General features: G+C 59.9%; 20 protein-coding genes and 5 tRNA genes. 20 read left to right on the top strand and 5 right to left on the bottom strand.

All coding sequences use genetic code 11. The features are described 5' to 3' along the window. Positions 1-97: 97 nt before the first annotated feature. The 7 genes from AC0Z4S_RS20035 (at position 98) to AC0Z4S_RS20005 (ending at position 9,015) form a co-directional block, all read left to right on the top strand. Complete coding sequence (locus AC0Z4S_RS20035) at positions 98-532, top strand: ANTAR domain-containing protein (protein ID WP_485624333.1); 435 nt, start codon at positions 98-100, stop codon at positions 530-532. Between the two features lie 128 nt (positions 533-660). After that, positions 661-1,293, top strand: a complete 633-nt coding sequence (locus AC0Z4S_RS20030) for a response regulator transcription factor (protein ID WP_253500695.1) — start codon at positions 661-663, stop codon at positions 1,291-1,293. Positions 1,294-1,304: 11 nt separating this feature from the next. Next, positions 1,305-4,511, top strand: coding sequence for a transporter substrate-binding domain-containing protein (locus AC0Z4S_RS20025; protein WP_485624332.1), 3,207 nt, complete (start codon positions 1,305-1,307; stop codon positions 4,509-4,511). 155 nt (positions 4,512-4,666) lie between these two features. Beyond that, positions 4,667-5,533 (top strand): pirin family protein, encoded by an 867-nt coding sequence (locus tag AC0Z4S_RS20020; RefSeq protein WP_485624331.1) that lies wholly within the window; start codon positions 4,667-4,669, stop codon positions 5,531-5,533. 226 nt (positions 5,534-5,759) lie between these two features. Next, positions 5,760-7,202, top strand: a complete 1,443-nt coding sequence (locus AC0Z4S_RS20015; protein ID WP_485624330.1) for a mechanosensitive ion channel domain-containing protein — start codon at positions 5,760-5,762, stop codon at positions 7,200-7,202. An 83-nt stretch (positions 7,203-7,285) separates the two neighbouring features. After that, complete coding sequence (gene xth / locus AC0Z4S_RS20010) at positions 7,286-8,080, top strand: exodeoxyribonuclease III (protein WP_485624329.1); 795 nt, start codon at positions 7,286-7,288, stop codon at positions 8,078-8,080. 101 nt (positions 8,081-8,181) lie between these two features. Further along, on the top strand, positions 8,182-9,015 hold the full coding sequence (locus AC0Z4S_RS20005; RefSeq protein ID WP_485624328.1) for an arylamine N-acetyltransferase family protein: 834 nt from the start codon (positions 8,182-8,184) through the stop codon (positions 9,013-9,015). Here AC0Z4S_RS20005 and AC0Z4S_RS20000 read toward each other — a convergent pair. Together AC0Z4S_RS20000 and AC0Z4S_RS19995 are read right to left on the bottom strand one after the other, a co-directional pair. After that, the gene (locus tag AC0Z4S_RS20000; protein ID WP_253500701.1) at positions 9,012-9,347 is read right to left on the bottom strand and encodes a BrnA antitoxin family protein; all 336 of its coding nucleotides are present in this window, start codon (positions 9,345-9,347) and stop codon (positions 9,012-9,014) included. The two genes, AC0Z4S_RS20005 and AC0Z4S_RS20000, sit on opposite strands and share 4 nt — an antisense overlap. 3 nt (positions 9,348-9,350) lie before the next feature. Beyond that, positions 9,351-9,635: a BrnT family toxin gene (locus AC0Z4S_RS19995; RefSeq protein ID WP_253500702.1), complete on the bottom strand. Its 285-nt coding sequence runs from the start codon at positions 9,633-9,635 to the stop codon at positions 9,351-9,353. 252 nt (positions 9,636-9,887) lie between these two features. Here AC0Z4S_RS19995 and AC0Z4S_RS19990 point away from each other — a divergent pair, with 252 nt between their 5' ends. Beyond that, positions 9,888-11,411: a nucleobase:cation symporter-2 family protein gene (locus AC0Z4S_RS19990; protein WP_485624327.1), complete on the top strand. Its 1,524-nt coding sequence runs from the start codon at positions 9,888-9,890 to the stop codon at positions 11,409-11,411. Between the two features lie 199 nt (positions 11,412-11,610). Here the strand turns inward: AC0Z4S_RS19990 and AC0Z4S_RS19985 are convergent. Next, a tRNA-Asn gene (locus AC0Z4S_RS19985) sits at positions 11,611-11,686 on the bottom strand. Positions 11,687-11,906: 220 nt separating this feature from the next. Between AC0Z4S_RS19985 and AC0Z4S_RS19980 the strand changes: the two genes are divergently transcribed. Then, positions 11,907-12,137, top strand: a complete 231-nt coding sequence (locus AC0Z4S_RS19980; RefSeq protein WP_042609416.1) for a hypothetical protein — start codon at positions 11,907-11,909, stop codon at positions 12,135-12,137. Here the strand turns inward: AC0Z4S_RS19980 and AC0Z4S_RS19975 are convergent. Both AC0Z4S_RS19975 and AC0Z4S_RS19970 read right to left on the bottom strand, forming a co-directional pair. After that, complete coding sequence (locus AC0Z4S_RS19975; protein WP_016773917.1) at positions 12,134-12,334, bottom strand: hypothetical protein; 201 nt, start codon at positions 12,332-12,334, stop codon at positions 12,134-12,136. The two genes, AC0Z4S_RS19980 and AC0Z4S_RS19975, sit on opposite strands and share 4 nt — an antisense overlap. A gap of 248 nt (positions 12,335-12,582) precedes the next feature. Continuing rightward, positions 12,583-13,779, bottom strand: coding sequence for an amino acid aminotransferase (locus AC0Z4S_RS19970; protein ID WP_016773918.1), 1,197 nt, complete (start codon positions 13,777-13,779; stop codon positions 12,583-12,585). A gap of 337 nt (positions 13,780-14,116) precedes the next feature. Here AC0Z4S_RS19970 and uvrB point away from each other — a divergent pair, with 337 nt between their 5' ends. The 11 genes from uvrB (at position 14,117) to AC0Z4S_RS19915 (ending at position 22,293) form a co-directional block, all read left to right on the top strand. Then, entirely contained in the window at positions 14,117-16,132 is a 2,016-nt protein-coding gene (gene uvrB, locus AC0Z4S_RS19965) for an excinuclease ABC subunit UvrB (RefSeq protein ID WP_042609418.1), read from the top strand. Positions 16,133-16,346: 214 nt separating this feature from the next. Continuing rightward, positions 16,347-17,828, top strand: a complete 1,482-nt coding sequence (gene gltX, locus AC0Z4S_RS19960) for a glutamate--tRNA ligase (RefSeq protein WP_016773920.1) — start codon at positions 16,347-16,349, stop codon at positions 17,826-17,828. Positions 17,829-18,017: 189 nt separating this feature from the next. Next, positions 18,018-18,093: transfer RNA gene (locus tag AC0Z4S_RS19955), tRNA-Ala, on the top strand. A gap of 79 nt (positions 18,094-18,172) precedes the next feature. Continuing rightward, positions 18,173-18,248, top strand: a tRNA-Glu gene (locus tag AC0Z4S_RS19950). A 53-nt stretch (positions 18,249-18,301) separates the two neighbouring features. Next, positions 18,302-18,377 (top strand) — tRNA-Ala (locus AC0Z4S_RS19945). A gap of 80 nt (positions 18,378-18,457) precedes the next feature. Further along, positions 18,458-18,533, top strand: a tRNA-Glu gene (locus AC0Z4S_RS19940). Between the two features lie 182 nt (positions 18,534-18,715). Then, the gene (locus AC0Z4S_RS19935) at positions 18,716-19,255 is read left to right on the top strand and encodes a TetR/AcrR family transcriptional regulator (RefSeq protein WP_016773921.1); all 540 of its coding nucleotides are present in this window, start codon (positions 18,716-18,718) and stop codon (positions 19,253-19,255) included. A 30-nt stretch (positions 19,256-19,285) separates the two neighbouring features. After that, the gene (locus AC0Z4S_RS19930) at positions 19,286-20,119 is read left to right on the top strand and encodes an alpha/beta fold hydrolase (protein WP_485624326.1); all 834 of its coding nucleotides are present in this window, start codon (positions 19,286-19,288) and stop codon (positions 20,117-20,119) included. Between the two features lie 46 nt (positions 20,120-20,165). Next, positions 20,166-20,603: an acyl-CoA thioesterase gene (locus AC0Z4S_RS19925; RefSeq protein ID WP_122610307.1), complete on the top strand. Its 438-nt coding sequence runs from the start codon at positions 20,166-20,168 to the stop codon at positions 20,601-20,603. Positions 20,604-20,770: 167 nt separating this feature from the next. Continuing rightward, the gene (locus AC0Z4S_RS19920) at positions 20,771-21,730 is read left to right on the top strand and encodes a tRNA dihydrouridine synthase (protein WP_485624325.1); all 960 of its coding nucleotides are present in this window, start codon (positions 20,771-20,773) and stop codon (positions 21,728-21,730) included. Positions 21,731-21,849: 119 nt separating this feature from the next. Continuing rightward, the gene (locus AC0Z4S_RS19915; protein ID WP_039762036.1) at positions 21,850-22,293 is read left to right on the top strand and encodes an Hsp20 family protein; all 444 of its coding nucleotides are present in this window, start codon (positions 21,850-21,852) and stop codon (positions 22,291-22,293) included. The last annotated feature ends 40 nt before the right edge of the window (positions 22,294-22,333 follow it).

Raw genomic sequence — 22,333 nt, 5'->3', positions numbered from 1 at the left:
CCGGATGAATGACCTGCTTTTTAGGAAAAGTCCTACAGAGCTATCCTCGACGCTTGCGTAGTCTTGCCCCTCCCCAAACCTCACCGGGAGAATGACCATGAGCAACAAAGCGTTGCGCATCCTGATCGCCGATCCGCAGCATTTTCATCGCATGAAAATCGAGCGTCTGTTCAATGCGCTCGGCTACTACCGCGTGGCCCCGGTGCAGAGTCTCGGCGAATTGTTGACCCTGGTCGACTACGGCTGTGAGCCGTTCGATGTGCTGGTGATCAATGCCGAACTGGCGGCAGGCACCCTGGACCTGCTGGGCTTTCTGCTCGATAACCCACAGGTTCGCCACGCCCTGATCTACAACGAACAGTCAGCACCTTTGCAGGCGCTGGCAGGCTTCGCTCAGGAAAACGTGCAGATCAGCCCGGCGCAACTGCCGAATTCACAGCTCGTCGGGAAGGTGATGGCAAGGGTCGACGCAGCCGGCGAACGCCAGGCAACGCCTGGCTCACAGTGGTTGTTGCGCCATGCCAATGCATAAAAACCCAGACTGCACAACTGTCAGACCTGACAGGTGATTCCCTTGTCCATCCATGTAACAGTGCCGGCGCAGCCACCGACTCCGAAACGGGTTGGTGCGGTGTCTTTTACGATTGTGCAGGAGTGCCAATGAAGTCAGCGCTGATCGTTGATGATCACCCCGTAGTGCGCGCGGCTATCCGAATCGTCTTGCAAGCTCTAGGTTTCAGCGAAATTCATGAGGCGTCCAATGGCAATGAGGTCGTGCCGTTGATTTGCGAACATGATCCGCATCTGGTAGTGCTCGATCTCGCACTCGGGTCCATGGACGGACTGGAGGTGCTGACGCGGATCCAGATCAAGGCTCCGACGGCGCGATGTCGAGTTCTGGTGTTCAGCATGCATGAGCCGACGCATTATCAAGAGCGCTGCCTGCGTGCGGGGGCGAGAGGCTACGTTACCAAAAGCAACCAGCTGACGCTGCTGCACGAGGCCATCAAGGCACTGATGTCCGGGCACACTTATTTTTCTGCGTTGCCGAACAGCGGCGCTCTGTTCAACGCCACGCAACGGACTGAAAAGCAGATGATCGATCAGCTTTCCGATCGTGAGTTATGTATCTTCGTGCAATTGGCACTGGGCAAATCGAACAAGGCGATTGCCCAGGAGATGCACTTGAGCCACAAGACCGTCAGCACCTACAAAACCCGCATGATGTCTAAACTCTGCCTGGGTTCATTGGTGCTCCTGCGCGAATTCGCCAAGCGCAATCACCTGATCTGAGTGCCCCCGACATGACGCAGGGACTGCGTACTTTATGGCTGTGGCTGGCACTTGCAACGTCGGTCGGTGCAAACGCACAGCCGCAGACACTGGAGGTGCTGGCCCGCCTTGAACCGGGCAATGTCCAGGTTCGCCTCGATGATCGGGAACGCCGATGGCTGCATGAGCATCCGGTGTTGCGCATGGGCATCTCCGGGCCGGATTACCCGCCATTCGAAATCACCCGCAATCAGTACGAGCTCGAAGGTCTGACGGCCGATTACGCCGATCTGCTGGCGCAACTGCTGGGCATCAGAATTGAAGTGCGGCGCTTCGCCGATCGACCTGCGCTGATGGCGGCACTCAAGCGCGGCGATGTCGATCTGTTGGGCACGTCGAACAGTTTCGAAGCGGCTGACCCGGCATTTATCCTGTCGCGGCCGTACGCTGAAGATCAGCCAATGCTGATCACGCGCCACGACGAGAAGCTCCCGGCTGATCTTTCAGCCAAGCGCATCGCCATGGTCGAGGACTACCTGCCGCTGGCCCATGTTCAGGCGTTTTATCCCGGCGCCGACGTGCAGCTTTATGCGTCGGCAATGGATGCACTCGGCGCGGTCGCCTTCGGTGCCGACGACGTGTACCTGGGCGACTTCATCAGCGCCAACTATCTGATCAACACCAATTATCGCAACGACCTGCAACTGGCCGGGCCGTCGGGGCTTGACGCCAATCCGTTCGCGTTTGCGCTGTTGCGCAGCGACGTGGTGCTCAAACGCATCGTCGACAAGGCCTTGCTGGCCGTGCCTATGGAGCGTCGGCATCTGATCGAACAGCGCTGGAGTGTCGGCCTCGCCGAGATGGCCGAACAGTCCCGGGTGCAACTCAGCGCCGCCGAGCAGCAATGGCTGGATCAGCACCCGGTGGTACGCGTGGGCGCTGTCGATGACTTTGCGCCCCTGGCGTTTTTCGGGGCCGACGGGCGTTTCAGCGGATTGTCGGCGCAGTTATTGAGCCTGATTGCGCAACGCAGTGGCCTCCATTTCGAGATCGTGCGCGGCAGCTCGCTCAACGACCAGTTCGAGCAGCTGCAGGCTGGTGAGCTTGATGTCCTGCCAGTGGTGACGCCCAGCACTGAGCGTGAAACGCAACTGCAATTCACCCGCGCTTATCTGAACAATCCATTTGTGCTGGTCGGCGCGGCGAATGGCCCGCATCCGCTACCGCTCGACGCTTTGAACGGCAAACGTCTGGCCATCTATCGCGGCCACCCATTGCGCGATTACCTGCTGCAACGCGTGCCCGGTCTGCGTCTGGTCGAGGTCAAAAGCCCCGCCGAAGGCATGGCGCTGATTGCCAAGGGACAGGTCGACGTGACGGTGAGCTCGTTGCTGGTGGCGCGTTTTCTGATCGCCCGGCAGTATCGCGATCGCCTGCGTATCACCGGCACCGTTGGCGACCAGCCGGCGCGTATCGCTTTGGCTACAGCGCCGCAGTCGGCGCTACTGCACTCGATCCTGAACAAGGCGTTGCTGAGCATCGCGCCGCAGCAGATGGATGAACTGGTCGAGCGCTGGAGCCACGATGTGGTGGTCGAGGACAGCTACTGGCTGCGCCACCGTCAGGAGATTCTGCTGGGCTTCGCCGGCGCAGCGGCCTTGCTCCTGCTGGCAATGCTCTGGATCGGCTGGCAGCGTCGGCAGATTCACCAGCGTCAACAGTGGTTGCTGCAGCTGCAACAGGCCAAGGATGCGGCGGACGAGGCCAATCGGGCCAAGAGCACTTTTCTGGCGACCATGAGCCATGAGATCCGCACACCAATGAACGCGTTGATCGGCATGCTCGAACTGGCCCTCAAGCGTGCGGAAGAGGGCGTGACCGATCGTCTGGCGATTCAGGTGGCCTCGAATGCCGGCCAGCAATTGCTGGCATTGATCGGTGACATTCTCGACATCGCCCGCATCGAGTCGGGGCATATGTCCCTCGCCCCCGAGCGGGCCAATTTACGGGAGACGGTGTTATCGGTATGCCGGGTGTTCGAAGGGCTGGCGCGACAGAAGCGCTTGTTGTGGCGCATCGAACTTGACCCGCGCGCCGACGTGGACCTGCTGATCGATCCGACGCGCTTCAAGCAAGTGCTGTCGAATCTGCTGAGCAATGCGATCAAATTCACCGAGACCGGCGAGGTCGGCCTGCAACTGCAGATCGGTGCGATATCGGACGAGCAAGTGAATGTGCGAGTGCTTATCGAAGACAGCGGCATCGGTATCAGTGCCGCCGATCAAAAGCGCCTGTTCAATCCCTTCGTTCAAGCGGGCAATAGTCCACAAGCGGCGCGCAGCGGGTCCGGTCTGGGGCTGGTGATCAGTCGCAACCTTTGCGAAATGATGGGCGGCACGTTGCGTCTGGACAGCGATCCCGGGCAAGGCACACGCGTGGAAATCAACCTGCAGTTGCCACTGCTGACCGCGATGGCGACCACCGCGGCAACGCCCGACACGGCGCCCGCCACCTGCGTATTGAACGTGCTGGTGGTGGACGATCACCCGGTCAACCGCTTGCTGATGTGCTGGCAACTGAGCGAACTCGGGCATCGCACGGTAGACGTCGGCGATGGTGAACAGGGGCTGGATCGCTGGCGAACCCAGGCCTTCGATGTGGTGATCACCGACTGCAACATGCCGCGACGCAACGGCTATGAACTGGCGCGGGCGATTCGCGACGAAGAAGCCGCCACCGGACGCAGGTGCTGCCTGATTCTCGGTTTTACCGCCAACGCGCAGATCGAAGAGCGTCTGCGGTGTCTGGATGCCGGCATGGACGGCTGCCTGTTCAAACCGATTCGCTTGCACGATCTGGCTGAAGCCTTGAACGGCGCCCACTCTTGCGAGCCGCACGAGGATCACCCGCCGGCCGCCGAGCCTGTCGAGATTGATCTGAGTGCCCTCGAACAGATGGCCGGTGCCGATCACTCGTTGATCGAACGCTTGCGCAAGGAAGTCGGTAACAGTCTGCGCGACGATCTGCTGGCGCTGGATCTATTGCAGGCAAGCGATCGCAAAGACTTGCGCGAGTTGGCCCATCGCATCAGGGGCGGGGCGCAGATGGTCGGGGCTGCGCGGGTTGTTGCGGCGTGTGCTGACCTGGAGATGGCTTGTCGAGACAGTGATAACGTGGCTATCAACCGTGCCATCGACAGGTTGCGCGAAGCCATGCACGGCCTCGCGCGCTGTCTCTGAGGCAATGCGTTCTCCTGTGGGAGCGAGCCTGCTCGCGAAAGGCGCCACCGGCTGATTGTTCTGCACATGGAACACTCAGGCCGATTTACACCCTCTAGTCGAATATTCGATATGCCTTTAGGCTGAATCCAATGCAATGACACATTGGAGACCCCATGAAAAACATCATCGGCATCTACACCAGCCCGCGCGGCCATTGGGTCGGCGATGGTTTCCCGGTGCGCACGCTGTTTTCCTACGACAACCTGGGCAAGCACATCAGCCCGTTCCTGCTGCTCGATCACGCCGGACCCGCCGAATTCACCCCTACCACAGAACAGCGTGGCGTCGGCCAGCACCCGCACCGTGGTTTCGAAACCGTGACCATCGTTTATGACGGCGAAGTGCAGCACCGTGATTCCACTGGCAGTGGCGGCACGATCGGCCCGGGCGACGTACAGTGGATGACCGCAGCATCCGGCATCCTCCATGAGGAGTTTCATTCGGAGAACTTCGCCAGAACCGGCGGCAAGCTGGAAATGGTCCAGCTGTGGGTCAACCTGCCGGCCAAGGACAAAATGGCCGCGCCGGGTTACCAGACCATTCTCGATCGGGATATTCCGAACATCGCGCTCAAGGACGACGCCGGCAGCCTGCGTCTGATCGCCGGTGAATTCGACGGGCACACCGGCCCGTCGCGGACGTTCACGCCCATCGACGTCTGGGATCTGCGCCTCAATGCCGGCAAGTTGCTGACGCTTGATTTGCACGAAGGACGTAACACCGCGCTGGTGGTGTTGAAGGGCTCGGTGCAGGTCAACGGCACGGAATCGGTGGGAGTCGGGCAGTTGGCGCTGTTCGAACGCGACGGTGATCGACTCACCCTGCAAGCCAGCGAAGACGCGGTGGTATTGCTGCTCAGCGGCGAGCCGATCGACGAACCGATCGTCGGCCACGGCCCGTTCGTGATGAACACCGAGCAGGAAATCCACCAGGCCTTTGCCGACTTCCAGTCCGGGCGCTTTGGCCAGATGCACCCCTGACCCGAGCTTTACTGGCAACTGAAACACCCCTGTGGGAGCGAGCCTGCTCGCGAATGCTCTGATTCGGTCGAAGAAGTATTGACTGACAGGACCCCTTCGCGAGCAGGCTCACTCCCACAGGTTGTTCAGCGTTTTGGAGACGCTGTTCATCCGCTGAAATCAATTGCTCCTACACTATGCCAATCTGTGCGATCTTCTCGCGATTGGCCTTTGTCGGAGTTGTTTGATGCTGTCTCTGCTGACCGAACACCCGTTGTTTTGCGCATTGATCCTGATTCTGCTCGATCTGGGCCTGTGGCGGCTGATCAGCTCTCGCGGCAGCGAATGGAAACTGCTGGTGCGGGTGCTGATTTTCGCCCTGTTCAGCATTGTTCTGTTCAACGAAGGCCTCAACCCGATGGAGCCGGCTCCTTGGGCTGACAACGTACCGTTGCACCTGGCTGCGACCGGGTTGCAGATCGGTTGGTGGCTGTTCGGCGCGCGCACCCTGACGGTGTTGATCGGTGCGGTGATGATGCAACGGGTCGGCCATACCGGCCGGCTATTGCAGGACTTGCTCGGGGCGGTAATTTTTCTCATCGCGATCATTGCGGCGCTGGCATACGTGCTCGATCTGCCGGTCAAAGGCGTGCTGGCGACCTCCGGCGCGTTGGCGATCATTGTCGGTCTGGCCTTGCAGAGCACCTTGAGCGACGTATTCTCCGGGATCGTCCTCAACACCACCAAGCCCTATCAACTCGATGACTGGATCTCGATCGACGGCACCGAGGGCCGCGTCACCGACATCGACTGGCGGGCTACGCGTCTGCAGACCAGTCAGGGCAGCATGGCAGTGATTCCCAATTCGCTGGCGGCCAAAGCCAAGATCATTAACTTCAGTCGGCCGAGCAACATGTTCGGTGTTTCGGTGAGCGTGCCCGTCAGCCCCCATGCCCGGCCCAGTTCGGTGATCGAGGCGCTGGAGCGGGCGATGCAAGGCTGCCGGCAATTGCTCGACACACCGGCGCCCAGCGTGTCGTTGAAGAGTTCTGCCAGCGGCGGCGCCGAATACGAGATCAGCGGTTTTGTCGCTTCGATGGGCGAGAAGCGCGTGGTGCGCAATCAGCTGTTCGACCTCGCTTACCGACATTTGCAGGCCTCCGGGGTCAATCTGCTGTCGAACAACGAAACCAGCGCCGCGCCGCAGCTGTCGCGGCCACGGGCGTTGCTGGAAAGCTCGCCAATCTTCTCGACCCTGCGCGAGGAAGAGAAAGACACCTTCAGCCAGAACATGACCCTGCAAACCTTCCGCGCCGGCGAGACGATTCTGGCGGGCGGGGAGGTCAGCGATCATTTGTTCATCATTGAATCCGGGGTGGTTTCGGTGACGCTCAAGCGCCATGGTGCGCCCCTGGAATCCGGGCGCATGGGGCCGGGTGAGGTGATCGGCGAGGCCGGGATTCTCTCCGACACCGCGCTGCCGGCGGATTTTTCCGCGAAGACTTTCTGCGCCCTGTATCGCATCGAGAAGTCCTACCTGAAACCCTGTCTGGACGCCCGCCACGACATCCACGATGCCATGCAGGCATTGCTCGATTTCCGCCTGCACAAGGCGCAATCGCTGACCGAGGAAGCGCCCGTAGTCGCGCCGAAAAGAGGCTTTCTGCAGTGGTTGCGTAATCGCGTCTGAGCTGTCCTTTTATCATTCGATGCAACCTGCGCGGCGCTCTCAGGGTCACAATTCTCAATCCCACCGGGCAGGAGTTGCGGACGATGAAAAACCTGCGAATCGCCACCTTCAACGTCAACGGCATGCGCGCGCGGCTGCCGAATCTGCTGGATTGGCTCAAGCGCGAGCAGCCGGATATCGCGTGCTTGCAAGAGCTCAAGTCTGTGGACAGCGCGTTTCCCGCCGCAGAACTGGAAGCCGCCGGTTACGGAGCGATCTGGCAGGGCCAGGCGTCATGGAATGGCGTGGCGATTCTGGCGCGGGATGCGCAGCCGCTGGAAAGTCGGCGTGGTTTGCCCGGCGATCCCGATGACACGCACAGCCGCTATATCGAAGCAGCGGTGCATGGTGTGCTGGTCGGTTGCCTGTATCTGCCCAATGGCAACCCGCAGCCGGGGCCGAAATTCGATTACAAACTGGCCTGGTTCGAGCGCCTGATCAAATACGCCCAAGACTTGCAGAGCAGCGACCACCCGGTGGTGCTGGCCGGTGACTTCAATGTCGTGCCCACCGACATGGACATCTACAACACCCGTTCCTGGCTCAAGGATGCCTTGTTGCAACCCGAAAGCCGCGAGTGCTACCAGCGGCTGCTGGACCAGGGCTGGACCGATTCCCTGCGCCACGTGTATCCCGAAGAACGCCTCTACACCTTCTGGGATTACTTCCGCAATCATTGGCAAACCAACTCCGGCCTGCGCATCGACCACCTGCTGCTGAACCCGGCGTTGAGTCCGTATCTGCACGACGCCGGCGTCGACGCCTGGGTGCGCAATGAGCCGCACGCCAGTGACCACGCACCGACATGGATTCGCATCGGCTCGCGGAAAAAGCGCTGATCGAGCGATTGGCGAAATCAATTGTCGGAAGCCGTGCTTGATCCCGTATACAGGGCAACATTCACGCAGTGTTCTGCGGCCCCATGCATAAGGACCAAGCAATGAGTGCGCCACGGCTGACCAATACCAATCTGTACTTGCAACGCCTGGGTTTCGACACAGCGCCACCACCGACGCTGGACACGTTGCGTCAATTGCAGCTGCGCCATACCGCTGAGTTTGTTTTCGAAAATCTGGCCACGATCAGTGCAGAGCCGGTGCTCATCGACCTGGTCTCTATCGAAGACAAGGTGCTACGGCATGGGCGGGGCGGCTACTGTTATGAGCTCAACCATTTGTTCTATGCGCTGCTGCTTGAACTGGGTTTTGAAGCGCGCGGCATCAGCGGTCGCGTGGTGATGAATCAACCGGAAGGCAGTTGGACGGCGCGCACGCATCGCTTGAGCCTGGTCACCATCGACGGTACTCGGTATATCGCCGACGTCGGCTTCGGCGGCATGGTGCCGACGGCACCGTTGCTGCTCGACAGCGAAGATGAGCAGTCCACTGCGCACGAACCCTACCGCATCGACAAGCAGATCGATGGCTACTTGCTGCGCGCCAAGGTCGCAGGAGAGTGGCGGCCGATGTACCTGTTCGATCTGCAGCGCCAGGAAGACATCGATTACACCGTCGGCAACTGGTACGTCTCGACCCATCCAGAATCACCTTTCGCCCAGCGCCTGATGGTCGCGCGTACCGGCGATGGCTGGCGCAAGACCCTGAACAACGGCAGTTTTGCCATTCACCCTATGGGGGCAGAAAGTCAGCGGCGCGAAGTGGCGGACGTCGACGAGTTGATGGGGTTGTTGCGGCATGAGTTTGATCTACAGGTGCCTGATTCACCCGGTGTGCGGCAAGCGCTGGCCCGGGTAATCGCGCCAGTACCGGTCTAGGGTTTCACGTCAGGCTCCAGCACGCGGCGAATTTCCCCGATCGCGGCCGACAGCTTTCTCTCCAGGCTTTTCAGGTCGGTGGCCGTGATGCCTTTCTTGAACTGGCCTGACAGACCTGAATCGTCAACGCGTTCCTGCTGGCGGTTACCTTCCAGCAAGGCATGACGCAAGGTGTTGTTGATCACGGTCTGGTAGCCAAATCCCTCGGTTTCTGCGGCGGTACGCGCCGCTTCGATCACCGCGTCATCAAGCATGATGGTAATGCGCGTCTTGCCCTTGCTCGGCGCTACTGCGCCGCGTTTGCCTGCAGAAAAGTCATATTCGTCTTTCATCGTTCAAGCCTCCTGTAAATATGCGCGCCGTTCGCTGGGTGTGGCGAGACGTGCAGAAATGATTCGAACAACGTTGGCTTCGCGGTAGCTGTAAGCCACGACGAGCACACGACCCTTTGCATCCAGGCCGAGCGTGATCCAGCGTTGTTCGTCATGGTCGTTGTCCTCAAGTGTCAGTGCGCGTTCGTCGTAAAAAACGGGTTCGGCTTCGGCGAGGCTGATGCCTTTGTGCTTGAGTTTGTTGGCTGCGTTCTTGCTTTTGTCGTACTGAATCTTGAATGACTTCATTATGCATACTTTATATGTATAAAAAAGAGCGCGACTGCACCGTCGGTCGCCGTGAACACTTCAGCCTAGTGGGCACTGGCGCGGACGCAGCGGGGATGTGTTGCCGGATTTGTTGGGGCGAGAAGTGCAGGCTAGGAGGTTGGATGGCTACCTAACCATTATGTGACTGGCAAGTTGTATACAACTCTATAGACATTTGTCCTGAGTATTGAATACAGTGTGCGCATAACAAAAACCAGGGAACCCCCCACCATGAAAACGCCCCATGTTTCACACCAACGGCCCGAGGACGAAAACCTCGGGGTCGGCGCGAATATGGCTTACGGCCTGCAACATGTTCTGACCATGTACGGCGGTATCGTTGCGGTGCCACTGATCATTGGCCAGGCGGCCGGTCTGTCGCCGGCGGACATTGGTCTGTTGATTGCTGCTTCATTGTTTGCGGGGGGGCTGGCGACACTGCTGCAAACCCTGGGTCTGCCGTTTTTTGGCTGTCAGCTGCCGCTGGTTCAGGGCGTGTCGTTCTCCGGCGTGGCGACCATGGTCGCGATTGTCAGCAGCGGCGGGGAGGGCGGTTTCCAATCGGTGCTGGGCGCGGTGATTACCGCCTCGTTGATCGGCTTGCTGATCACGCCTGTGTTCTCACGTATCACCAAGTTCTTCCCGCCGCTGGTCACCGGCATCGTGATCACCACCATCGGCCTGACGCTGATGCCCGTTGCCGCACGCTGGGCGATGGGCGGCAACAGCCACGCGCCGGACTTCGGCAGCATGCAGAACATCGGTCTGGCGGCGGTCACGCTGGTGCTGGTGTTGTTGCTGAGCAAGGTCGGCAGCTCGACTATCTCGCGGCTGTCGATTCTGCTGGCCATGGTCATCGGCACGGTGCTGGCGGTGTTCCTCGGCATGGCGGATTTCTCCAGTGTCACCACCGGCCCGATGTTCGGCTTCCCGACGCCGTTCCACTTCGGCATGCCAACCTTCCACTTCGCCGCGATTCTGTCGATGTGCATTGTGGTCATGGTGACCCTGGTGGAAACCTCGGCGGACATCCTTGCCGTCGGTGAAATCATTGGCACCAAAGTGGATTCCAAGCGCTTGGGCAACGGCCTGCGTGCCGACATGCTGTCGAGCATGTTTGCGCCGATCTTCGGTTCGTTCACGCAAAGTGCTTTCGCGCAGAACGTCGGCCTGGTGGCGGTGACCGGGATCAAGAGCCGTTTCGTGGTCGCCACCGGCGGCGTGTTCCTGGTGGTGCTCGGGTTGCTGCCGTTCATGGGCCGGGTGATTGCCGCTGTGCCGACGTCGGTACTCGGCGGCGCGGGAATCGTGCTGTTCGGCACCGTGGCCGCGAGCGGCATCCGCACATTGTCGAAGGTCGATTACCGCAACAACGTCAACCTGATCATCGTTGCCACCTCGATCGGTTTCGGCATGATCCCGATCGCCGCGCCGAACTTCTACGATCATTTCCCGAGCTGGTTCGCGACGATTTTCCATTCGGGCATCAGTTCGTCGGCAATCATGGCGATCCTGCTCAACCTGGCGTTCAATCACTTCACGGCTGGCAACTCGGATCAGCAGTCGGTGTTTGCCGCAGCGGAAGAGCGCACCCTGCGTTATCGCGATCTGGCCGCGCTGCGCGAAGGCGATTACTTCAGCGATGGCAAGCTGCATGATTGCGATGGCAAGGAGGTACCGGTGATCGAGCCGGATGACCACGACCATGGGCATGGCGCGCCGAAGGTGCAGGTGAAAAGCAGCGAACATGTCTGACCGCTGCTGAATACAGAAGGGCCGATCTGGTTGTACAGATCGGCCTTTTCGTTTGCAGATTAAAACATCGCAGCCTTCGGCAGCTCCTGCATCGGGATCAGCGTTTCCCTGTTGGAGCCGCCGAAGGCTGCGATCTTTTGATCTTTTCAGGCGCCCACAAAAAAGCCCCTGAACCTTGCGATTCAGGGGCTTTGCTATTTGGCTCCACAACCTGGACTCGAACCAGGGACCCAGTGATTAACAGTCACTTGCTCTACCAACTGAGCTATTGCGGAATTGGTGCGTATGTTACTGATTCAAAAAGAGAAGTCAAGCGCCGCCTGGCAACTTTTGCGATTCGTCGGGACGGACGGCATTTTGTCAGCGATTGGCGGTTACCAGAATGGCCTCAGGGGTCTACCATGGCAGCCCGGAAGTGGTCACACGCGCTGCCGGCCATTCGCCGCAAAGGTACGCGCCAATGATTCAAATCACTCGCTACACCGAGGTGCTCGCATGAGTACCGCACAGATCAGCCTGCCCAAAGGCATCGGCCCGCACGCCGAAAAACTCTTCGATGCAATCACCGGGGCCAGTACCGCCGAAGAATTGAATCGCGCGGGCGGCAAGGCCGAAGGTTTCGTCCTCGGCCTCGAAAGCAGCAAGGCCATCAAGAGCCAGATCGCCGAATCGCTGTATGTGATTTACGACGACGCCGCCGCTCAGCGCTCGGCCGAACTGGCTTAACTGCCGAAGGTGATCGTGCCGAGCATCAGCTTGGCATAGGCCGCCGTCGCCGCCAGTTGCACCAGCCACAGGGCCAGGCCGCCGAGGAATACCCCGGTGGCGACTTGCAGCACCAGGCTCTTTTCACGCTTGGCCGGAGCGCGCGGGATGAAATCATCCAGATCGTCACGGTCGGCGCGCAGGTTGTCGTTTTTCATGTGGGTTCTCTTCAAAAATCTCGGGTGTACACAAAACCGGTAGGAGCTGCGGAACGCTGCGATCTTTTGATCTTGATCTTGATCTTAAAAACAAGATCAAAAGATCGCAGCCTCGTTTCACTCGTCAGCTCCTACGAGCTCCTACGGTTCTGATTTGTGTGCAGTCTAGAGGGTGCGGACATCATCCAGAGACAAATAAAAACGGGAAGCCGTTCAAGGCTTCCCGTTTTTTGATCACGCCGCGAAAATCAGATGACCTGAACGATCGCGTCTGTCACAGCCTTGATGTTGCTCTGGTTCAGGGCAGCCACGCAGATGCGGCCGGTGTCCAGGGCGTAGATGCCGAACTCGTTGCGCAGGCGATGCACTTGTTCAGTGGTCAGGCCGGAGTAGGAGAACATGCCGCGCTGACGACCGACGAAGCTGAAATCGCGGCCCGGGGCTTTTTCCGCCAGCAGGGCAACCATCTGCTCGCGCATGCCGCGAATGCGCAGACGCATCTCGGCCAGTTCGGCTTCCCACTGCGCGCGCAGTTCCGGGCTGTTCAGCACGGCAGCAACGATGCTGGCGCCGTGGGTCGGCGGGTTGGAATAGTTGGTGCGGATCACGCGCTTGACCTGCGACAGCACGCGCGCGCTTTCTTCTTTCGATTCGCTGATGATCGACAGCGCGCCGACGCGCTCGCCGTACAGCGAGAACGACTTGGAGAACGAGCTCGAGACGAAGAAGGTCAGACCGGATTCGGCGAACAGGCGCACAGCGGCGGCGTCTTCATCGATCCCGTCGCCGAAACCCTGGTAAGCCATATCGAGGAATGGCACGTGACCTTTGGCTTTGACCACTTCCAGTACCTTGTTCCAGTCCGCCGGGGTCAGGTCGACGCCAGTCGGGTTGTGGCAGCAGGCGTGCAGGACAACGATCGAGCCGTTCGGCAGGGCGTTGAGGTCGTCAAGCATGCCGGCACGGTTCACGTCATGGGTGGCAGCGTCGTAGTAACGGTAGTTCTGCACCGGGAAACCAGCGGTCTCGAACAGCGCGCGGTGGTTTTCCCAGCTTGGATCGCTGATCGCCACGACAGCGTTCGGCAGCAGTTGCTTGAGGAAGTCGGCACCGATTTTCAGTGCGCCAGTCCCGCCGACAGCCTGAGTGGTGATGACGCGACCGGCGCTGATCAACGGCGAGTCGTTGCCGAACAGCAGTTTCTGCACGGCCTGGTCGTAGGCAGCGATGCCATCGATCGGCAGGTAGCCGCGCGAAGCGTGTTGGGCGACGCGAATCGTCTCGGCTTCGATCACCGCGCGCAGCAGTGGAATTCGCCCCTCTTCGTTGCAGTACACGCCCACGCCCAGGTTGACCTTGGTGGTCCGGGTATCGGCGTTGAATGCTTCGTTGAGGCCCAGGATTGGATCGCGGGGTGCCATTTCGACAGCGGAGAACAGGCTCATTATTACGGCGGCTCTGAATGGAGAGTGGAGGGACGTGTCGCGCTCCAGCCGAATGCACTAGAGCGGTGCACAAACGGGGAGCTAGTATAGAGGCCATCACCGCGCGATGGCGACAGGCGAATCGGCTTTTGCGGTAAGTTTTTCCGATTATTTCTTGACCGTTAGTCGATTGAGTTTGTCAGAGTCTTTACCGGATGTAGGACGTTTGCCTTGAAAGGTCAGGCAATCGCCACCACATTAAGCACAATCCAGGTTTTTTCTTGCGCGACATCGGTCGTTTGCGGTCGTCCTCGTGGTGCTCCGTCTGACGCGGAACGCCACGATTCCAGAGGTGTGTATGTCGGAATTCCAGCTAGTCACCCGCTTCGAGCCTGCCGGCGATCAGCCGGAAGCCATTCGCCAGTTGGTTGAGGGCATTGATGCCGGGCTGGCGCACCAGACACTGCTCGGTGTGACCGGCTCGGGCAAGACCTTCAGCATCGCCAACGTCATCTCCCAGGTACAGCGTCCGACGCTGGTGCTGGCGCCGAACAAGACCCTGGCCGCGCAGTTATATGGGGAGTTCAAGGCGTTCTTCCCGAACAACGCGGTGGAGTATTTCGTTTCCTACTACGACTACTATCAGCCCGAAGCGTATGTGCCGTCGTCCGACACCTTCATCGAGAAGGATGCATCGATCAACGACCACATCGAGCAGATGCGGTTGTCCGCGACCAAAGCGCTGCTGGAGCGCAAGGACGCGATCATCGTCACCACGGTGTCGTGCATCTATGGTCTCGGCAGCCCGGAAACCTATCTGAAAATGGTCTTGCACGTTGATCGCGGCGACAAGCTCGATCAGCGTGCGCTGCTGCGGCGCCTGGCGGATCTGCAATACACCCGCAACGATATGGATTTCGCCCGGGCAACGTTCCGCGTGCGTGGCGACGTGATCGATATCTTCCCGGCGGAATCCGATCTGGAAGCGATCCGCATCGAGCTGTTCGATGATGAGGTCGAGAGCATTTCCGCGTTCGATCCGCTGACCGGCGAAGTCATCCGCAAGATGCCGCGCTTCACCTTTTATCCGAAGAGTCACTACGTGACACCTCGTGAAACCCTGCTCGACGCCATCGAAGGCATCAAGGTCGAACTGCAGGAGCGTCTCGAATACCTGCGCAGCAACAACAAGCTGGTAGAGGCCCAGCGTCTGGAGCAGCGCACCCGTTTCGACCTCGAGATGATCCTCGAACTGGGTTACTGCAACGGCATCGAGAACTACTCGCGCTACCTGTCCGGGCGGCCATCCGGCGCGGCGCCACCCACGCTTTACGACTACTTGCCCGCCGACGCGCTGTTGGTAATCGACGAATCTCACGTCAGCGTGCCGCAGGTTGGCGCGATGTATAAGGGCGACCGTTCGCGCAAGGAAACTCTGGTCGAGTACGGTTTCCGCCTGCCATCGGCGCTGGACAACCGGCCAATGCGTTTCGACGAATGGGAAGGGGTCAGCCCGCAAACCATTTTCGTTTCCGCAACCCCCGGCAACTACGAAGCCGAGCACGCCGGGCGCGTGGTCGAGCAGGTGGTACGGCCGACCGGTCTGGTCGACCCGCAGGTTGAAGTGCGGCCGGCACTGACCCAAGTCGACGACTTACTCTCGGAAATCACCAAGCGTGTGGCGATCGAAGAGCGCGTGCTGGTCACCACGCTGACCAAGCGCATGGCCGAAGACCTCACCGATTACCTCGCCGACCATGGCGTGCGCGTGCGTTACCTGCACTCGGACATCGATACCGTTGAGCGCGTCGAGATCATCCGCGATCTGCGCCTCGGCGTGTTCGATGTACTGGTCGGGATCAACCTGCTGCGTGAAGGCCTCGACATGCCGGAAGTGTCGCTGGTGGCGATTCTTGATGCCGACAAGGAAGGCTTCCTGCGTTCCGAGCGCTCGCTGATCCAGACCATCGGCCGCGCGGCGCGTAACCTCAATGGCCGGGCGATTCTCTACGCTGATCGCATGACCGGGTCGATGGAGCGGGCGATTGGCGAGACCGAGCGCCGTCGCGAGAAGCAGATCGCCTTCAACCTGGAAAACGGCATTACTCCGAAAGGCGTGTTCAAGGACGTCGCCGACATCATGGAAGGCGCCACGGTACCGGGCTCGCGCAGCAAGAAGCGCAAAGGCATGGCCAAGGCCGCCGAAGAGAACGCCAAGTACGAAGCCGAACTGCGCTCGCCCAGCGAAATCACCAAGCGCATCCGCGCGCTGGAAGAGAAGATGTATCAGCTGGCCCGGGATCTGGAGTTCGAAGCGGCGGCGCAGATGCGCGACGAGATTGCCAAACTGCGTGAACGATTGCTGACCGTTTGATCATCGTCGCCTGACCAGCCGCTTCGCGAGCAAGCTCGCTCCCACAGGGTACGCAAATCCAATGTGGGGGCGAGCTTGCTCGCGAATGGGGGCGACTCGGCATAAGCGAGATCCCGTTTCCGGCTTAAATACCCTGCCCGCTGGAGCGGGGCCGGTGTCGCCTGTTACCATTCGCCGCTTGATTGTTCTGCTCTTCATTTTTTCGAGACATGCCATGACCACCGTCCGCACTCGCATCGCGCCATCGCCTACCGGGGACCCCCACGTAGGTACCGCTTACATCGCATTGTTCAACTACTGCTTTGCCAAGCAGCACGGCGGTGAATTCATCCTGCGCATCGAAGACACCGATCAGTTGCGCTCGACCCGCGAGTCCGAACAGCAGATCTTCGACGCCCTGCGCTGGCTCGGTATCGACTGGAGCGAAGGCCCGGATGTCGGCGGTCCGCACGGCCCATACCGACAGAGCGAGCGCGGCGATATTTATCAGAAGTACTGCCAGCAACTGGTCGACATGGGCCATGCGTTCCCGTGCTTCTGCACCGCTGAAGAACTCGATCAGATGCGCGCCGAGCAAATGGCTCGCGGCGAAACCCCGCGCTACGACGGCCGCGCACTGCTGCTGTCGAAAGAAGAAGTCGCGGCGCGCCTGGCCGCTGGCGAACCGCATGTGATCCGCATGAAAGTGCCGAGCGAAGGCGTCTGCGTGGTGCCGGACATGCTCCGTGGCGACGTCGAGATCCCGTGGGATCGCATGGACATGCAAGTGCTGATGAAGACCGACGGCCTGCCGACGTACTTCCTCGCCAACGTGGTCGATGACCATCTGATGGGCATCACCCACGTCCTGCGTGGCGAAGAATGGCTGCCATCGGCACCGAAACTGATTTTGCTGTACGAATACTTCGGCTGGGAACAACCGGAGCTGTGCTACATGCCGCTGCTGCGTAACCCGGACAAGAGCAAGCTGTCCAAGCGCAAGAACCCGACCTCGGTAACGTTCTACGAGCGCATGGGCTTCATGCCGGAAGCCATGCTCAACTATCTCGGCCGAATGGGCTGGTCGATGCCGGACGAGCGCGAGAAGTTCTCCCTGCAGGAAATGGTCGACAATTTCGACCTCAAACGCGTTTCCCTCGGCGGGCCGATCTTCGATATCGAGAAATTGTCCTGGCTCAACGGCCAGTGGCTGCGTGATCTGCCAGTTGAAGAATTTGCCGCACGCGTGCAGAAATGGGCGTTCAATTCCGAATACATGATGAAGATCGCGCCGCACGTGCAGGGTCGCGTCGAAACCTTCAGCCAGGTCGCACCGCTGGCGGGATTCTTCTTTGCCGGCGGCGTTAACCCGGATGCCAAGCTGTTTGAGTCGAAAAAGCTCTCTGGCGATCAGGTCCGCCAGTTGATGCAGCTGATCCTGTGGAAGCTGGAAAGCCTGCGTCAGTGGGAAAAGGACAGCATCACCGCGACGATTCAGGCGGTGGTGGAATCCCTTGAGTTGAAACTGCGCGACGCGATGCCGCTGATGTTTGCTGCGATCACCGGGCAGGCCAGTTCGGTATCGGTGCTTGATGCGATGGAAATCCTGGGCCCGGACCTGACCCGTTTCCGCTTGCGCCAGGCGATTGACCTGCTGGGCGGCGTGTCGAAGAAAGAAAACAAAGAGTGGGAAAAGCTGCTGGGCGCCATCGCTTGATTGCTTTTGCTTCTCTGTAGGAGCTGCCGAAGGCTGCGATCTTTTGATCCTGCCTTCGGCGTTTCTCCCGAATTTACGGGGGAGGGCGGTAAGTGATTGTTATCCCGGCAAAAAATTTTGAAATTTTTCAAAAATAAGTTTGACAGGCTTTCGATACGCCCTTAAGATTCGCCCCGTCCTCAGCGATGAGGGGCTATAGCTCAGCTGGGAGAGCGCTTGCATGGCATGCAAGAGGTCGACGGTTCGATCCCGTCTAGCTCCACCAATTTACACTTCAAGGTCTGGCCACACCGGCCTTGAAGCGATCAACACTCAGCGTTGATCAGTTGTATAGAAGGGTTTGCGTCCCCTTCGTCTAGTGGCCTAGGACACCGCCCTTTCACGGCGGTAACAGGGGTTCGAGTCCCCTAGGGGACGCCAGTTTTACAGAAGTGATGTTGCAAGAGATCACTCCGCCGCGAGGCGAAAAATCCGGGGCTATAGCTCAGCTGGGAGAGCGCCTGCATGGCATGCAGGAGGTCAGCGGTTCGATCCCGCTTAGCTCCACCAATTTTACAGTTCAAGGTCTGGCCACACCGGCCTTGAATCGATCAGCTCTCAGCACTGATCAGTTGTATAGAAGGGTTTGTGTCCCCTTCGTCTAGTGGCCTAGGACACCGCCCTTTCACGGCGGTAACAGGGGTTCGAGTCCCCTAGGGGACGCCACGATTACCCGCTCTGCGGGATTTTATAAGGGTCATTCAATTATTGAATGGCCCTTTTGTTTGTCCGGCGTTTGGCCAACTCTCCTTTTTCCTTACACTGTGCTTCAGACCAGCGGTCATATTCATGACTTGCGGAATATTATTATGCGAATAATATTCTAGTCGTAATATTCGGAGGCAACGATGAACGATAAAAAAGCTCAAACCCGCGAGCGCATCCTCAAGGCTGCCAGCGCCGCACTGATCCAGCGTGGCCCGGCCGACCCGAGCGTGGGCGAAGTGATGGGCGCAGCCGGCCTGACGGTTGGCGGCTTCTACGCGCACTTCGAAAGCAAGGACGCGATGATGCTCGAAGCGTTCAAGCAGCTGCTGGGCCGGCGTCGCGATCTGATCGCCGACATGGATGCCGATCTGACCGGCGAAGAACGTCGCGCCTTGGTGGCTGCGTTCTACCTGTCGCGCAAGCATCGTGACTCCAGCGAAGCGGCGTGCCCGATCCCAGCCTCGATTGGTGAGCTTGGGCGTTTGCCGGAGTCGTTCCGCATTGCGCTGAACGAGCATCTGGAACTGATGGTGGCGCAACTGGCGGCCAGCCCTGAAGACACCGACAAGGCTCTGGCTGATGTCGCGCTGATGGTAGGTGGTCTGGCCCTCGCCAGGGCGCTGGGTCCGGGAGAGTTATCCGATCGATTGCTGCGCGCTGCCAAGTCGGCGGTGCGTTGACCTGAAGGCAACAAGCCTGAGGAGAGTGCGATGAACGCGTTGAAGTGGGTTCGTGGCGTTAACGGTACCTTGGGCTGGTTTGCACCGAAACTGGTGGCGAGCAAAATGCGCCTGGCGTTCATGACGCCCCGCGCACTGCCGCTACGAGACTGGGAGCTGCCGCTGCTGGCGAGTTCCGAGCGCATCACCTTGCGCTTCGGCCTGTCGGCGCTGCGCTGGGGCCAAGGCCCTACGGTGTTGCTGATGCACGGTTGGGAAGGGCGGCCCACCCAATTCGCTTCGTTGATACACGCTCTGGTCGATGCCGGTTATACAGTCGTGGCACTCGACGGCCCGGCCCACGGTCGCTCCCCTGGGCGAGAAGCCAATGTGGTGCTATTCGCCCGCGCCATGCTTGAAGCGGCTGCCGAATTGCCACCGCTGCAAGCGGTTATCGGCCACTCCATGGGCGGCGCCAGCGCGATGCTCGCCGTGCAATTGGGGTTGCGTACCGAAACCCTGGTCAGCATCGCCGCACCGTCGCGTATTCTCGGCGTACTGCGCGGATTCGCGCGCATGGTCGGCATGCCGCCGCGTGCGCGCTCGGCGTTCATTCGTCAGGTCGAGCAGGACGTCGGCATGCGCGCCGCGACGCTTGACGTTGCCCACTATCAACTGGATATGCCCGGCCTGATCGTCCACGCCGAGGACGACAACTTCGTCTCGGTCAAGGAATCGCAACTGATTCACGAAGCGTGGTTCGACAGCCGCCTGCTGCGCCTGGAGAGTGGTGGCCATCAACGGGTGCTGGCCGACCCTCGAGTGATTGATGGCGTGTTATCACTGCTCGCCGGCCGTAGCCTTCAGGCGCGCCAATCGGCCTGAGCTCCGTTACACTGCCCCGGTTGAAAACTTTGACCGGGAGTGGGGCATGGGCTGGGATCGGGCAACGCCGTTTACCATTGATCTGCAAGTAGGCGCCGAGGACATTGACGGGCTCGGGCACGCCAATAACGCCGTGTACGTGACCTGGCTTGAACGCTGCGCCTGGCGCCACTCGCAGCGCCTCGGCCTGGACCTGGTCGAGTACCGGCGTCTGGATCGGGCGATGGCTGTCGTCCGCCACGAAATCGATTACCTGGCCGCGGCTTATGAAGGCGATGAACTACAGCTGGCGACCTGGATCGTCGACTGGGATCAACGCCTGAAAATGACCCGGCATTTCCAGCTCAAACGCCCCAGCGACAACGCCACCCTGTTGCGCGCGCAGACCACATTTGTCTGCATCGAGCTGTCGACCGGCAAGCCCAAGCGCATGCCGGCCGAGTTCATCGAAGGCTATGGCCCGGCGATCCTGACTCCAGCCTGACCCGGTCCGGTAGGAGCTGCCGAAGGCTGCGATCTTTTGATTTTGCTTTTTGCAAATCAAGATCAAGATCAAAAGATCGCAGCCTTCGGCAGCTCCTACGAGGGATCTGCGGTTTTCTGCGATATCCAGTAAACTGCCGCACGTTTTTCCTCAAGTAGTGTTTCCCCATGCAAATTGCTCTGGCGCCCATGGAGGGGTTGGTCGACGACATCCTGCGCGACGTGCTGACCCGCGTTGGCGGCATCGATTGGTGCGTGACCGAATTCATTCGGGTCAACGACCAGTTGCTCACCCCGGCGTACTTTCACAAGTTCGGCCCCGAGCTGCTCAACGGCGCCCGCACCGCGTCCGGCGTGCCGCTGCGCGTGCAGTTGCTCGGTTCCGATCCGGTGTGCCTGGCGGAAAACGCCGCGCTGGCCTGCGAACTCGGTTCTGAAGTGATCGACCTCAACTTCGGCTGCCCGGCCAAGACCGTCAACAAATCCCGTGGCGGCGCCGTTCTGCTGAAAGAGCCGGAGCTGCTCAATCAGATCGTCGAGCACGTGCGTCGCGCCGTGCCAGCGCATATCCCGGTTACCGCCAAGATGCGCCTGGGTTTCGACAGTCCTGACGGTTCGCTGGTCTGCGCCACGGCGCTGGCCGAAGGCGGGGCGGAGCACATCGTCGTACATGCGCGGACGAAAATGGACGGCTACAAACCGCCGGCACATTGGGAGTGGATCCCGCGCGTACAAGACGTGGTCAAGGTGCCGGTGTTCGCCAACGGTGATATCTGGAGCGTCGAAGACTGGCGCCGTTGCCGCGAAATCAGTGGCGTCGAAGACATCATGCTCGGTCGCGGTCTGGTTTCTCGCCCGGATCTGGCCCGGCAGATCGCTGCCGCTCGCGCCAGCGAAGAAGTCGTTGAGATGACCTGGGCCGAGCTGATGCCGCTGATTCAGGACTTCTGGCTGCAGGCCAAAGCGCAGATGACCGCGCGCCAATCGCCCGGTCGCCTCAAGCAATGGCTGGCCATGCTGACGCGCAACTACCCGGAAGCCGCCGAGCTTTTCACCGTTCTGCGCCGCGAAACCGAGCCTGATCACGTCTCGCGTTTGCTCGGATTGCCGCTCGTCGAGGCCGCGTAAAAAAACTGAAAACAGTCTCTTGAAATCAAAACAGCGGTCCCTATCTAAGGGGTACGCGATGCCGAATTCGGGTCGCGGAGACACAAAACCTTGCTGATTGTTTTCAGGAGATTTGAACCATGAGTACTGCATTTTCTCTCGCGCCACTGTTCCGTTCCTCGGTAGGTTTCGACCGTTTCAACGACCTGTTCGAAACCGCACTGCGCAACGAGCCAGGCAGCAGCTACCCACCCTACAACGTCGAAAAACACGGTGATGACCAATACCGTATCGTCGTCGCGGCCGCCGGTTTCCAGGAAGAAGACCTGGACCTGCAAGTCGAGAAGGGTGTACTGACCATCAGTGGCGGCAAGCGCGACACCGACGAGAGCGTCACGTTCTTGCACCAGGGCATCGCTCAGCGAGCCTTCAAGCTGTCGTTCCGTCTGGCCGATCACATCGAGATCAAGGACGCTGCCCTGCGCAACGGCCTGCTGAGCATCGACCTGCTCCGTGTGATCCCGGAAGAAGCGAAAGCCAAGCGCATCCCGATCAATGGGGCGCAACAGCCTGTCCTGCAATAACGCCGGGCAACGAAAAAGGGCGCCAGTGATGGCGCCCTTT

It is taken from the genome of Pseudomonas sp. 1L-B-1-E-C1, assembly GCF_057291835.1.
The sequence above is the reverse complement of the archived record's forward strand: the minus strand, read 5'-3'. Positions and strand labels throughout refer to the sequence as shown.